Here is a 12,608-nt window from a genome sequence, read left to right on the forward strand (position 1 = left end):
GCCTATCCCGTGATGTCGGGCCAGAACATGTCCGGCCCGCGCCCGACCGACCGTTCGCCCAGCCGGCGCCACCAGAAGCGCTGGCCGCCGAACTCGGATCGCCAGGACCAGAGCCGGCGCGTGGCGAAGTGCAGGCTGTGCTCGTAGGTGAAGCCGATGGCGCCGTGCGTCTGATGACCCACCGAGGCGGCGATCCCGGCTGCCTCCGATGCGCGGGCCTTCGCCGCCGCGATCAGGAACTCGGCCGGCCGGCCCTCGTCCAGCGCGGCGAAGGGCGCTTCGGCGATGACGCCGGAGGCCGCCGCTTCTCCGGCGGTCTTCGCCAGTTCCTGCTGGATCGCCTGGAACTTGCCGATGGGACGGCCGAACTGGGTGCGTTCGTTGGCGTATTGCACAGCCTGCTGCAGCACCTTCTCCAGCGCGCCGGCAAGCTGCGCGGCGCGGATCATGGCGCCGTAGAGCAGCACGCCGTCGGCCGGCATGTCGTTGGGCAGGGGGACGGTCTCGACCGGCACACCGTCGACGGTGACGTCGTCGCGCGGCTCCTTGGCGACGTTCTCGCCTTCCCCGATCTTCGCCTGCGAGAGGTCGAGCAGGCCGATCTTGGGCCCGCCCTCGTCCTCGGCGACGAAGATGGCGTGACCGGCCTTCCGCGCCCAGGGCACGCGGCCCGCAGCGCCGGAGAGCTTGCCGCCCGCCAGCTTCAGCGTGTCGCGGCCGTCGATGACGGTAGAGACGCCGTCCGGCACCGGCAGGCCGGCCTTCTCGGCCAGCCAGGTCGCCAGGATCGTCTCGCCCATGGGCACCGGCGCGCAGTGATAGCCGCTGGCGTAGAGCAGCACATGCGCATCGCGCCATTCGCCGCCGACGCCGCCGTTCTCCTCGGAGACCAGCGGCCGGGTCAGGCCCTGCGCCTCGACCTCGTCCCAGAGGCCGCCGTCATTGCCGTCGGCATCGAACTGCGTCAGCAGCTCCTTCGTCACGCGGTCGCCGAAGAGGCCGTTGACGCTGTCGGTCAGGATGTTCCGCAGTTCGCTCATCTGAGGCCGAGCCCCCGGGCGATGATGCCGCGCAGGATCTCGCGGGTGCCGCCACGCAGGGAGAAGCTGGGCGCTTCCTGCATCAGGAAGGCGAGCACTTCCTGGAAGTCCGTGCCGTCCTGCAGCGTCGGTTCCTCGTCGATCAGGCGCTGGGCGATTTCCGGGATGGACTGCTCGAAGACGCCGCCGACGTCCTTGACCACACTCGCTTCAAGGGCCGGGTTCTCGCCGCGCTGCAGCTTGCCGGCGACCGCCAGCGACATGCGCCGGAGCGTCATGACATGGGCCGTCATCCGGCCCAGCTCCTCGGTCAGCGCCGGGTCGCCGCGGTGCTGCGCCACGGCCAGCATCTCGTAGATGAGCTGGATGCAGGAGAGATAGCGTTCGGGGCCGCTGCGTTCGAAGGCGAGTTCGCTGGTCACCTGGTGCCAGCCGTCGCCTTCCTTGCCGATCAGCCGCTCGTCGGGCACGAAGACGTCCTCGAAGACGCATTCGTTGAAATGGTGCTCGCCGGCCAGGTTGATGATCGGCCGGATCGACAGGCCTTCCGACTTCGTGTCGATCAGGAACTGGGTCAGACCCTGGTGTTTGCTTTCCGGATTGGGATCGGAACGGAACAGCCCGATCATCCAGTCGGCGGTGTGCGCGCCGGACGTCCAGACCTTGGTGCCGTTCAGATGCCAGCCGCCGTCGACCTTCGTCGCCCGCGAACGCGTGGCGGCGAGGTCGGAGCCCGAATCCGGCTCCGACATGCCGATGCAGAAGCTGAACTCGCCGGCGGCGATCTTCGGCAGGAAGAATTCACGCTGCTCCTCGGTGCCGACGGACAGGATCATCGGCCCGCTCTGCCGGTCGGCGACCCAGTGGGAGGCCACCGGCGCACCCGCGGCCAGCAGTTCCTCCATGACGACATAGCGCTCCAGGAAGGTGCGCTCGTGTCCGCCGTATTTCTTCGGCCAGGTCATGCCGATCCAGCCGCGCTGACCCAGCTTGCGCGAGAAGTCGCGGTCGCGGCCCATCCAGTTGAAGGCCCGGTCCACGGGCTTCATGTGGGCGGTGTTTTCCTTGATGAACTCGCGCACCTCGCCGCGCAGGGCCTCGGCCTCGGGCGGCAGCGTGAGCGGCTCGAAATTGAAGAATCCCATCGGTCTGTCCCTGATTTCTCCCCGGCCGCCAAACCTATCAGCAGGCGCGGTCCGGTCAATCTTGCTTACGCGCCGGTCTTGCGCGCGGATCGGCCGGGCCGTAGCGTCGCTGGGCTTCGGAGGCTTGGCGGAGAGGCGGGGGATGACCACGAACACCAATCGGCGCACGGGCGGGCAGCTTCTGGTCGACGCGCTGGCCCATCACGGCGCGGACCTGGCCTTCTGCGTGCCGGGCGAGAGCTATCTGGCCGCCCTGGACGCCCTGCACGACCGGCCCGACATCCGCCTGATCACCTGCCGCCAGGAAGGCGGGGTCACGATGATGGCCGACGCCTACGCCAAGCTGACCGGCAAGCCCGGCATCGCCTTCGTCACCCGGGGCCCCGGCGCGACCAACGCGACGCCGGGGCTGCACATCGCGCATCAGGATTCCTCGCCGGTCATCCTTTTCATCGGCCAGGTCGCCCGCGACCAGACCGAGCGCGAGGCCTTTCAGGAACTCGACTACCGCCGCTTCCTCAGCCAGGTCACCAAGTGGACCGGCGAACTGCAGGACGCCGGCCGCGCCACCGAGTTCGTCAGCCACGCCTTCCATACCGCCGCCGGCGGGCGGCCCGGGCCTGTGGCGATCTCGCTGCCCGAGGACATGCTGCGCGATCACGCCGAAGGTGCGCTGGGCACGCCCTTCCACGCGCCGGACTACGCGCCGGTGCGCGAGGACATCACCCGCTTCGAGGCGATGGTCGCGGCGGCCGAGCGGCCGGTGATTATCGTCGGTGGCGGGCGCTGGTCGGAGGAGACCGGCCGGAAGCTCTCGAAGTTCGCCGAGGCCAATGACATCCCGCTGATGACCTCCTTCCGCTGCCAGGACTATGTGGACAATCGCGGGCCGGCCTATGCGGGCTGCGCCGGCATCGCGCCCGACCCGGAACTGGTCGAGCGGATCAGGACAGCCGATCTGGTCATCGTCGTCGGCGCCCGCATGGGCGAGATGACCAGCGGGCGTTATTCCTACCTGGCCATTCCGCGCCCCGTGCAGCGGCTGGTGCATGTCCATCCGGACCCGGAGGAGATCGGCCGGGTCTACCAGGCGGATCTCGGGCTGGTGGCGACCCCCGCGGGCTTCGCCGGCGCCATCGGAAACATCGTCGTGCGCAAGGACAGGGGCGTGGCGAAGGCGGCGCACCGGCGCTTCCTGGAATTCACGACGCCGGTGCCGATGTCCGGCGACGTGCAGATGGCCGATATCGTCAACTGGATGTCGGAGAACCTGCCCGAGGACACGATCTACGCCAATGGCGGCGGCAACTGCACCGTCTGGCTGCACCGCTTCATGCGCTACAAGCGCTACCGCACGCAGCTCGCGCCGACTTCCGGCTCCATGGGCTATGGCGTGCCCTCGGCGGTGGCGGCGAAGCTGGTGCACCCCGACCGCCATGTCATCAGCTTCTCCGGCGACGGCTGTTTCATGATGAACGGCCAGGAGTTCGCGACCGCGGCCCAGTACGACCTGCCGATCGTGTTCCTGGTCATCAACAACGCCATGTACGGCACCATCCGCATGCACCAGGAGCGGGACTACACCGGCCGCGAGATCGCGACGGTGCTGAAGAACCCGAACTTCGCCGATCTCGCGCGGGCCTATGGCTGCCACGGTGCGGTCGTCGAAAAGACGGAGGACTTCCGGCCGGCGCTGGAGACGGCGCTGCAGCAGAACGGCCCGTCGATCATCGAGGTCCGCATCGACCCCGACGTGCTCTCGCCGACGGTCACCATTTCCGGCCTGCAGTCGAAGGGATAGACACGGGCCACGGCGGACGAGATGCGGCGAAGCCAGGGCTTGCCCAAACGCGGCCCGCTCTCTAGGTGAAGGGCTTCGTCACCCACGCGGCACCGGGCCGCTCTCCGGGAACCGTCATGCAGCCCAAGCCCCAGGACATCGGACGCGTCAACTGGATCGGTCTCTGGACCCTCTACTCGAAGGAGGTCCACCGCTTCGTCAAGGTCGCGGGGCAGACCATCTTCGCGCCGATCATCACGACGCTGCTGTTCCTCGCCATCTTCAACCTGGCGCTCGGCGACATGCGCGGACCGGTGGGCGGCGTGCCCTTCGAGGTGTTCCTGGCGCCCGGCCTGGCGATGATGGCGGTGACCCAGAACGCCTTCGCCAACTCGTCGTCGGCGCTGCTGATCGCCAAGATCCAGGGCAATATCGTCGATCTGCTGATGCCGCCGCTCAGCCCCGCGGAGATGGTCTCCGCCATGGCCGCGGCGGCCGTGACCCGGGGCTTCGCCGTCGCCGTGTCGGTGATCGTGGCGATGTCCTTCTTCGTCGAACTGCCGATCCATTCGATTGGCTGGTCGGTGCTGTTCGTGCTGCTGGCCTCGCTGATGATGGGGCTCATCGGCCTCCTGACCGGGCTCTGGGCCGACAAGTTCGATCATCTGGCCTTCATCACGAACTTCGTGATCACGCCGCTTGCCTTTCTTTCCGGCACATTCTATTCGATCGAGCGACTGCCCGAATTCGCACAGGCGATTGCACACGTGAACCCGTTCTTCTACGCCATCGACGGTTTCCGCCACGCGCTGGTCGGCCAGGGGGACGCGCCCCTGGGCCTCGGCGCCGCCGTGCTGTTCGCGATCGACGCCGTTCTGGCGGTCTGGGCCTACGCCCTGGTCCGACGAGGCTACAACCTCAAGGCTTGACCGTAGGGCAAGCGCCCGATACACCCCCGCCTTTTCCCGCTCAGGCCAGTCCCGCGGGCGGTGAACAGGTACTCCAAACCCGCCATAGTCTGTATCGACACAGCAGAACCGCCGTTGGAGGCGAGAATGATCGAAGCCGTAATGCCCACCTATGCCCGGATTGGAATTTCCTTCGAGCGGGGTGAGGGCGCTGCCCTCTTCACGGCGGACGGCCGACGATTCCTCGACTTCGGCAGCGGCATCGCCGTCAGCCTGCTGGGCCACAGCCATCCGGCGCTGGTCAAGGCGCTGACCGATCAGGCCGGCAAGCTCTGGCACACATCCAATCTCTACGAGATCGAGGGCCAGAAGCGGCTGGCGAAGAAGCTGGTCGACAACTGCTTCGCCGACACCGTGTTCTTCTGCAACTCCGGCGCCGAGGCGATGGAGGGCTGCATCAAGACCGCCCGAAAGTATCACAGCGCCAACGGCAATCCCGAACGCTACCGCGTCATCACCTTCGAGGGCGCCTTCCACGGCCGCACGCTCGCCACCATGGCGGCCGGCGGCCAGAAGAAGATCCTCGACGGCTTCGGCCCGGTCGTGGACGGCTTCGATCAGGCGCCCTTCGGCGACCTGGCGGCGACCGAGAAGCTGATCGGCCCGAACACCGCCGCGATCCTGGTGGAGCCGGTACAGGGCGAGGGCGGCGTCCGCGTCGGCGAGCGGGCCTTCCTGACCGGCCTGCGCAGGCTCTGCGACAAGCACGGCATCCTGCTGCTGATGGACGAGGTCCAGTGCGGCATGGGCCGGACAGGCAAGCTGTTCGCGCACCAGTGGACCGACATCGCCCCCGATGTCATGGGCCTGGCCAAGGGCATCGGCGGCGGTTTCCCGCTGGGCGCCTTCCTCGCCACCGAGGAGGCCGCGAAAGGCATGACCGCCGGCAGCCACGGCACGACCTATGGCGGCAACCTGCTGGCCATGGCCGTGGGCAATGCGGTCATCGACCAGGTGCTGGCCGAAGGCTTCCTGGAGCGCGTGAACGTGGTCTCCAGCCGCCTGAAGCAGGGCCTGGCCGCCATCGCCGACAGCTATCCGACGGTGATCAAGGGTATCCGCGGCACGGGCCTGATGCTGGGCCTGGAATGCGCCATGACCAATGGCGACGTGGCGACGGCGCTCAGGGAGCGGCAGCTGCTGACCGTGCCGGCCGGCGACAATGTCGTCCGTATCCTGCCGCCGCTGGTGGTGACCGACGCAGAGGTCGACGAGTCCCTGGAGTTGATCGAGAGCGCCTGCCGGGATCTGGCTGGCGGGGAATCCGCGTCATGATCCAGGGCGCGCATTTCCTCTCCATCGCGGAGACGCCCGAGGCCGAGCTTCGGGCGGTGCTGGAGGACTCGGGCCGCCGCAAGGCGGCCCGGCAGGGCAGACCGAAGGCGGCGCCCGACGACGACCGGCCGATGGACGGCCGTCTGCTGGTGATGATCTTCGAAAAGCCTTCGACGCGCACGCGAGTGTCGTTCGACGCCGCCATGCGCCAGCTCGGCGGCGAGACCACAATCCTGAACGCCGGCGATCTCCAGCTCGGCCGCGGCGAGACCATCGCCGATACCGCGCGGGTGCTGTCCGGCTATTGCGACGCCATCATGCTGCGCACCTACGCCCAGCAGAATCTGACGGAACTGGCCGAACACGCGACCGTGCCGGTGATCAACGGCCTGTCCGATTCCGGCCATCCCTGCCAGCTCGTCACCGACGTGCTGACGCTGGAGGAGTATCGCGGGCCGTCCCGCGGCCAGATCGTGGCCTGGTGCGGCGACGGCAACAACATGGCCAACAGCTGGATCGAAGGTGCCGCGCGCTTCGGCTACCGCCTGCGCCTGGCCTGCCCGGTGGGCCTGGAGCCCGATCCGAAGGTGCTGCGGTGGGCCCGCGACAATGGCGGGGACGTGATCCTGACGAACGATCCCAGGGCGGCGGTGGACGGCGCGGACTGCGTCGTCACCGACACCTGGGTCTCGATGGGCGACGACGCCGCTGACCGGCACAATCGCCTGGCGCCCTTCCAGGTCGACAGCGCGTTGATGGCGGCGGCCAGGCCCGACGCCATATTCATGCACTGCCTGCCCGCCCACCGCGGCGAGGAGGTCACGCCGGAGGTGATCGACGGCCCGCAGTCGGTCGTCTTCGCCCAGGCGGAGAACCGCGTCCACGCACAGAAGGGCATTCTCAATTGGTGTCTCTCGACGACGACCTGATCCAGCCTTTCCACCTCAACGGCCGAGAGATCCGCGGCCGGCTCGTGCGTCTCGGGCCGGTCGCGGACGCCATCCTGAACCGTCACGACCTGCCGCCGGCGCCGGCGGCCCTGCTGGGCGAGGCCCTGGCGCTGTCGGCGATGATCGGCAGCGCACTGGACTTCGACGGCATCTTCACCTTCCAGGCGGAGGGCGACGGCCCGGCCAACATGCTGGTCTGCGACTATCGGGGCCGCGGCGACCTGCGCGGCTATGTCCGGCTGCGCCGGCAGGAGGGCGAAGCCGTCGGAGCCAGTCCCGCCGCGAGCCTGCTTGGGCGGGGCAGCCTGGCGCTGACCATCGACCGGGAGGGCGACCGCCAGCGCTATCAGGGTCTTGTGGAACTGCTGGGCGACGATCTGCCGAGCTGCGCCGAGCACTATTTCCAGCAGTCCGAACAGCTTCCGACCCTGTTCCGGGCGGTATCGACGCGTGGCCCGGATGGCGCCTGGCGGGTCGGCGGTCTGATGCTGCAGTCCCTGCCCAAGGACCCCGACGAGGACAAGGCGGCCGAGGACTGGAATACGGCCCAGGTTCTGGCGCGGACGGTGAAGCCGCAGGAACTGCTGGACCAGTCCCTGACGGCGCCGGAGCTGCTCTACCGGCTGTTCCACGAGGATGGTGTCTGGCTGCACGACGTGCAGCCGCTGAAGGACCGTTGCACCTGCTCGGCGGATCGGGTGGTGAGCGTGGTGCGGCGCTTCCCGGAAGAGGAGATCAGGAACCTTGCCGACGAATCGGGTAAGGTCACTGTCACCTGCCAGTTCTGTGCGCGGGCCTATGATTTCTCCGCCGGGGAGTTGCTGGGAGAGACGGAATGATCCTGACGAGGCGCGGTTTTCTGGTCCTGTCCGGCGGTTTCGCCCTCGTCGCTTGTGAAGGCGGCGCGCCAGATGAGTTCACCGAGCCGGTGCCCCAGGTCACGTTCCGGCACCTGCCGCCGATCCGGCTGGACACCGCGACGCTGGACGTCCGCCAGCCCTTCGTCGCCCCGGGACAGCCGCCCAACATCGAGCATCTGCTGCCGACGCCGCCGGCCCGGGTCGCGGCCAACTGGGCTCGCGACAGGCTCCGGGCCGCCGGGTCGGGCGGGCAGGCCACCTATGCCGTCCTGGACGCGTCGATCACGGAAACCGATCTGGCGACGGACAAGTCCCTGCAGGCGCTGTTCAAGACCCAGCAGGGCAGCCGGTTCGCCGGCCGTATCGAGGTGCGCATCGACGTCGCCAACGCGCGCGGCCGCGGCTTCGCCCATGCGGTCGTCGAGCGTTCCCAGACGATCCGCGACGACCTGACCCTGAACGAACGCGATGTTGTGCTGGTGGAATTCGTCGAGCAGATGGGTCGCGACCTCAACCGCCGCCTTGAGGACGAAATCGCGAAACACCTGGGCGACTTCGTACTCTGAGCGGCGGCAAGGGGGTCAGTCCGCCGCGTCCTTCACCATGTGGACGGTGCGCTGCGGGAAGGGAATCTCGACGCCCAGCTCGTCCATCTTCTCCTTCAGCGCGCGGGTGAATTCCCACTTCAGACCCCAGTAGTCGGTGGCGTTGCACCACAGCCGGATGGTCAGATCCACCGAGCTCTCGCCCAGGTTGGAAACCACCACCATGGGGGCGGGATCTGGATGGACGCGCTCGTCGGCGTTCGCCATCTCCCTGATCGCCTCGATCGCGGCGCCGATGTCCGCGCCGTAGCCGATCCCGAGCAGCAGATCGAGCCGCCGCGTGGGATGGAAGCTGTAGTTCTTGATCGCGGTGTTCCACAGCTGGCCGTTGGGCATGATGATCTGCACGTTGTCCGGCGTCTTCAGCTCGGTCATGAACAGATGCACGTCTTCGACGGTGCCGGAGGTGCCGCCGCCCTCGATGTAGTCGCCCTGCCGAAACGGCTTGAAGACGAGGATCATCACGCCCGCTGACAGGTTGCCCAGGGTGCCCTGGAAGGCCAGGCCGATGGCGAAACCGGCGGCGGCGAGCACGGCGACGAAGCTGGTGGTTTCCACGCCGAACTGGTCGAGCGCGGCGATGACCGCAAAGACGAGGACGCCATAGCGGGCGATGGTCGCCGTGAAGCGCGCGACCATCGGGTCCATCTTGCCGGTGCGCATCAGGCCGGCCCGCACCAGCCGTGCCGCCCAGTTGGAGGCGAAGTAGCCGGCGATCAGGATGATCACCACGCCGATTACCGCGAGGCCGTACTCGATGAAGTAGGCCGTCAGGAACTCACCGATGTTCGATGCTTCCATTTCCGTCATTGAATGGCTTCTCCGATTTCTTGTTGTCGTTGCCCCTGTCTCAGTCGCCGAACAGGCCCTTCAGCTTCTTCGTGGCGCCGGAGACGGGGTCATCGCCCTTCTCCGAACCGCTATTATTGCCGGTCACGCTGTCGAGCACGCCCTTGACCGCGCCCGCGCCGCCTTCGCCGACGTTCTTGACCGTGTCCGCCACGCCCTTGGCTGCATCCACCGGCGATTCCAGAACGCCCCTGACGACGCCTTCCATGTCCGGCTGCACGGAGGGATCGTCCCAGGAGCCCCTGATCAGGATCGGTACCGAGATGCCGCGGTCGTCGCCGCCGCCCTGACCGGTCAGGCTGGCCACCACTTTCGGCACCGCACGGTAGTCGATGGTGCGCGGCGGCAGGGCGATGTCGCCCGAGCCCGTGACCCGGAGCAGCGGCGCATTCATGGCCAGGTCCGGATTGTGGATCAGACCGTTCTTTGCCGTGAAGCTGCCCGACAGTTCGGCGAAGTCCGTCTTCTCCGACTTGTCGTAGGTCATGTCGAGTCCGCCGGTGGAGACATTGCGCACCGCCGCGGCGAGGTTGTAGCCGATGATGGCGCCGTCGGTGACCGTGATCCGGCCCGCACCGTTCAGCGCCGAGACCAGCTTCCGCTCGGTGTTGCCGCGGGTGGTGAGATCGAAGTCCGCGTTCACCGTGCCGAGGAAGTCGCCGAAATCGGCGAACTGCTGCAGCGCCGGGCGCGCCTGCACGCCGGCGAGTTCCAGCTTCACCGACATGCCGGGCTCCGCGCCGCGCAGGTCGATCTTTGCGCTGCCGGTGGCATTGCCCTCGTAGAGCGCGAGCTGGCGCAGCGTCACTTCGGCGCCGTTGCCGCGGCCGGTCACGGCGATGTCGGTGGCGCCGACATCCAGCATGCCCGTCGTGATCGAACTGGCCTTGAGCGACAGGTCCACGTCCGCTGCGCCGAGCGCGCTCAGATCGATGGGGTCGTCGGACCAGTCGGCGCTTCCCGCCGGGGCCGCGCCGTCGCCTCCCGGCGCCGTCGCGCCGCCGCCCTCGGGCAGGTAGGCGCGGAAGTCCAGGTCGCCGGCCGTGAGCTCGGCGGTGACCGCCGGGCGCTGGCCCGAGAGTTCGGCGGCGATCGAGCCCTCGATGCGGTTCTTGTCGAAGAGAATGGCGGCCTCGGCGATGGCCAGGCGCGTCGGCGACGCCGTCATGTCGCCTTCCAGGGACAGGGTGCCGGGCAGCCTGACGTCGGGACCCAGCGCGATGTCCGCCCAGGCGAGCAGTTCCGCCACATTGGCGACGGAAACCGCGCCGCGGCCGGCGGCCTCCGGCGCGGCGCCGGCCGTGGCGGCGCCGTTGAAGGCGATGGAGAACAGGTCGTCGCTGGAAACCTCGGTGTTGATCGCTGTCTGACGGCCCGCCGTGATTGCCGACGGGTCGTCGACATGGGCCACGATGTTGACTCTTCGCCCGCGCCATTCGGCATCGGCGGTCATGTCGAAGGGACCGGACATGGAGGGCAGGGACATCGTCGTGTTCAGACCGCTGATGTCGTGGCGCTCGCCGGTCTGGGCGTCGATGTAGACCACTGTCGCATTTTCCATCCGGAAATCGTCCAGCGAGAGCACCAGGTCGCCGCCGCCCGATTCGCCGCTGCGCTCCAGCTTCTCACCGTCGCCGGCGGCGGCCGTGGCGCCCCCGAAGTCGAAGTTGAAGCGGCCCTCCGCGTTCTTCTCGATAACGATCACCGGCTCCACGAGCACGAAGCGGCGGACGACCACTTCGCCGGAGAGCGCCGCCATCAGGTCGACCTTGATATCGGCAGAGCGGATCTCGGCCATGTTCTCGGTCGAGCCGCCTTCGAAATTGGAAAGCGAGACCTGATTGATCGACAGGGTGACGTCCGGAAAGACCGAGAACTCGGGTTCGCCGCCCACGGTGACCTTCCGGCCCGTCGCCTCCTCCATCTTGGCGACCACGAAATCGACCATGGCGCTCTTGGGCACGACGAATGGCAGCGCGACCACGGCGGCGACAAGAATGACCAGAATGGCCGCGACGATGATCAGGAACCGTTTCACGAGGGATGTCCTCCTGCTTCTGCGACGATGGGCCCGGCTGCCGCCGGACCCGCGATGACGCCCGATACAGTCTAAACATGCCGGCGCGGTAGGCGGATATCACAAGATGAGACAATTCCCGTTCCCCGGTCACGATTTCGCCGCCGCCGACCCCTACATAGCACGTCGCATGCCGGATCGCCGGGCCGTCATGGGCCCCGCGCCGAAACAGCGTTTCACCCGGCGCGGCGGATATGCGATAGCCTCCTCGCACCTGACATGAAACGGGGGAGTGTGGATGTCCGGTCCCGATCTGAGCGGCAAGTTCGACCATGTGAAGCCAAGGCCTGCGAGCAGCCTCCTGCTGATCCGCGACGGGGTGGAGGGGCTGGAGGTCTTCATGGTCCGCCGCCATCACGAGATCGACTTCGCCTCGGGCGCGATGGTCTTCCCCGGCGGCAAGGTCGATCCCGAGGATTCCGATGTGCGGGTCCGGTCCCGCGCGCTGGACGCCGATCCGCTGGACGACATCGCCCTCGGCTTCCGCGTGGCTGCGATCCGTGAAGCCTTCGAGGAGATCGGCGTGCTGCTGGCGCTCGAGGCCGATGGCAGCGCCCTTGGCGCCGCGCGGAGCGGACAGCTGAAGGACCGCTATGCGGCGGACCTGGAAGCCAATCGCGTCACCATGGGGGAGATGGCCGAGCGCGAGGATCTGCGCTTTCCGTTGCAGAGTCTGGTGCCGTTCGCCCACTGGATCACCCCGCCGGTACTGCCGAAACGCTTCGACACGCCGTTCTTCATCGCGGAAATGCCGGAGGCCCAGTCGGCCCTGGCCAGCCATGACGGCACCGAGGCTGTCGACAGCGTCTGGGTCCGGCCCGGGGAGGCCATCCGCCAGGCCGAAGCCGGACAGGTCACGATGGTGTTCGCCACGCGGCTCAATCTGGTCCGGCTGGCACGGACGGAGAGTGTGGCCGACGCACTGGAGCACGCCCGGCGCAACCCGCCGGTGGTGGTCACGCCGCACGTCTACCGCCGCGGCGATCGGCGCATGATCGACATTCCCGTGGAGGCGGGTTTCGGCGGGCCGAGCTTCGACGTCGGCGCCGCCTGAGACGC

Annotated in this window: 11 protein-coding genes; 7 read left to right on the forward strand and 4 right to left on the reverse strand. The window is 68.0% G+C overall.

The window, feature by feature from the left end; genetic code table 11:
* Positions 1 to 2: 2 nt before the first annotated feature.
* Both CWC60_RS17815 and CWC60_RS17820 read right to left on the reverse strand, forming a co-directional pair.
* Positions 3 to 1,040 (reverse strand): acyl-CoA dehydrogenase family protein, encoded by a 1,038-nt coding sequence (locus CWC60_RS17815; protein ID WP_109795263.1) that lies wholly within the window; start codon positions 1,038 to 1,040, stop codon positions 3 to 5.
* A complete protein-coding gene (locus CWC60_RS17820; RefSeq protein WP_109795264.1) occupies positions 1,037 to 2,185 on the reverse strand; it encodes an acyl-CoA dehydrogenase family protein in 1,149 nt (382 codons plus the stop codon). The genes CWC60_RS17815 and CWC60_RS17820 overlap by 4 nt, the downstream gene beginning before the upstream one ends.
* Before the next feature lie 142 nt (positions 2,186 to 2,327).
* Between CWC60_RS17820 and CWC60_RS17825 the strand changes: the two genes are divergently transcribed.
* The 6 genes from CWC60_RS17825 to CWC60_RS17850 all read left to right on the forward strand — a co-directional run bounded on the left by CWC60_RS17825 (position 2,328) and on the right by CWC60_RS17850 (position 8,584).
* A complete protein-coding gene (locus tag CWC60_RS17825; protein WP_109795265.1) occupies positions 2,328 to 3,986 on the forward strand; it encodes a thiamine pyrophosphate-binding protein in 1,659 nt (552 codons plus the stop codon).
* Between the two features lie 116 nt (positions 3,987 to 4,102).
* On the forward strand, positions 4,103 to 4,894 hold the full coding sequence (locus CWC60_RS17830; RefSeq protein ID WP_109795266.1) for an ABC transporter permease: 792 nt from the start codon (positions 4,103 to 4,105) through the stop codon (positions 4,892 to 4,894).
* 126 nt (positions 4,895 to 5,020) lie between these two features.
* Entirely contained in the window at positions 5,021 to 6,208 is a 1,188-nt protein-coding gene (locus CWC60_RS17835; RefSeq protein ID WP_109795267.1) for an aspartate aminotransferase family protein, read from the forward strand.
* Entirely contained in the window at positions 6,205 to 7,137 is a 933-nt protein-coding gene (gene argF / locus CWC60_RS17840; RefSeq protein WP_109795268.1) for an ornithine carbamoyltransferase, read from the forward strand. Before CWC60_RS17835 ends, argF begins: the two co-directional genes overlap by 4 nt.
* Positions 7,116 to 7,997, forward strand: coding sequence for an Hsp33 family molecular chaperone HslO (hslO, locus tag CWC60_RS17845; RefSeq protein WP_241147950.1), 882 nt, complete (start codon positions 7,116 to 7,118; stop codon positions 7,995 to 7,997). Before argF ends, hslO begins: the two co-directional genes overlap by 22 nt.
* Positions 7,994 to 8,584, forward strand: a complete 591-nt coding sequence (locus CWC60_RS17850; protein WP_109795270.1) for a hypothetical protein — start codon at positions 7,994 to 7,996, stop codon at positions 8,582 to 8,584. The genes hslO and CWC60_RS17850 overlap by 4 nt, the downstream gene beginning before the upstream one ends.
* A 15-nt stretch (positions 8,585 to 8,599) precedes the next feature.
* On the opposite strand, the gene CWC60_RS17855 is transcribed toward CWC60_RS17850, so the two are convergent.
* Both CWC60_RS17855 and CWC60_RS17860 read right to left on the reverse strand, forming a co-directional pair.
* A complete protein-coding gene (locus CWC60_RS17855; protein WP_206420007.1) occupies positions 8,600 to 9,433 on the reverse strand; it encodes a mechanosensitive ion channel family protein in 834 nt (277 codons plus the stop codon).
* A 40-nt stretch (positions 9,434 to 9,473) separates the two neighbouring features.
* Complete coding sequence (locus CWC60_RS17860) at positions 9,474 to 11,576, reverse strand: AsmA family protein (protein ID WP_478212112.1); 2,103 nt, start codon at positions 11,574 to 11,576, stop codon at positions 9,474 to 9,476.
* Positions 11,577 to 11,787: 211 nt separating this feature from the next.
* Here CWC60_RS17860 and CWC60_RS17865 point away from each other — a divergent pair, with 211 nt between their 5' ends.
* Positions 11,788 to 12,603 (forward strand): NUDIX hydrolase, encoded by an 816-nt coding sequence (locus CWC60_RS17865; protein WP_109795272.1) that lies wholly within the window; start codon positions 11,788 to 11,790, stop codon positions 12,601 to 12,603.
* The last annotated feature ends 5 nt before the right edge of the window (positions 12,604 to 12,608 follow it).

Origin of the sequence: Minwuia thermotolerans (assembly GCF_002924445.1) — a bacterium.
Classification (GTDB): Bacteria; Pseudomonadota; Alphaproteobacteria; order Minwuiales; family Minwuiaceae; genus Minwuia; species Minwuia thermotolerans.

What these genes read in the sequence shown, in the direction of transcription:
- CWC60_RS17815 (WP_109795263.1), bottom strand. Translation starts at nt 1,040, where the DNA reads ATGAGCGAACTGCGGAACATCCTGACCGACAGCGTCAACGGCCTCTTC.
- CWC60_RS17820 (WP_109795264.1), bottom strand. Translation starts at nt 2,185, where the DNA reads ATGGGATTCTTCAATTTCGAGCCGCTCACGCTGCCGCCCGAGGCCGAG.
- CWC60_RS17825 (WP_109795265.1), top strand. Translation starts at nt 2,328, where the DNA reads ATGACCACGAACACCAATCGGCGCACGGGCGGGCAGCTTCTGGTCGAC.
- CWC60_RS17830 (WP_109795266.1), top strand. Translation starts at nt 4,103, where the DNA reads ATGCAGCCCAAGCCCCAGGACATCGGACGCGTCAACTGGATCGGTCTC.
- CWC60_RS17835 (WP_109795267.1), top strand. Translation starts at nt 5,021, where the DNA reads ATGATCGAAGCCGTAATGCCCACCTATGCCCGGATTGGAATTTCCTTC.
- argF (WP_109795268.1), top strand. Translation starts at nt 6,205, where the DNA reads ATGATCCAGGGCGCGCATTTCCTCTCCATCGCGGAGACGCCCGAGGCC.
- CWC60_RS17850 (WP_109795270.1), top strand. Translation starts at nt 7,994, where the DNA reads ATGATCCTGACGAGGCGCGGTTTTCTGGTCCTGTCCGGCGGTTTCGCC.
- CWC60_RS17855 (WP_206420007.1), bottom strand. Translation starts at nt 9,433, where the DNA reads ATGACGGAAATGGAAGCATCGAACATCGGTGAGTTCCTGACGGCCTAC.
- CWC60_RS17865 (WP_109795272.1), top strand. Translation starts at nt 11,788, where the DNA reads ATGTCCGGTCCCGATCTGAGCGGCAAGTTCGACCATGTGAAGCCAAGG.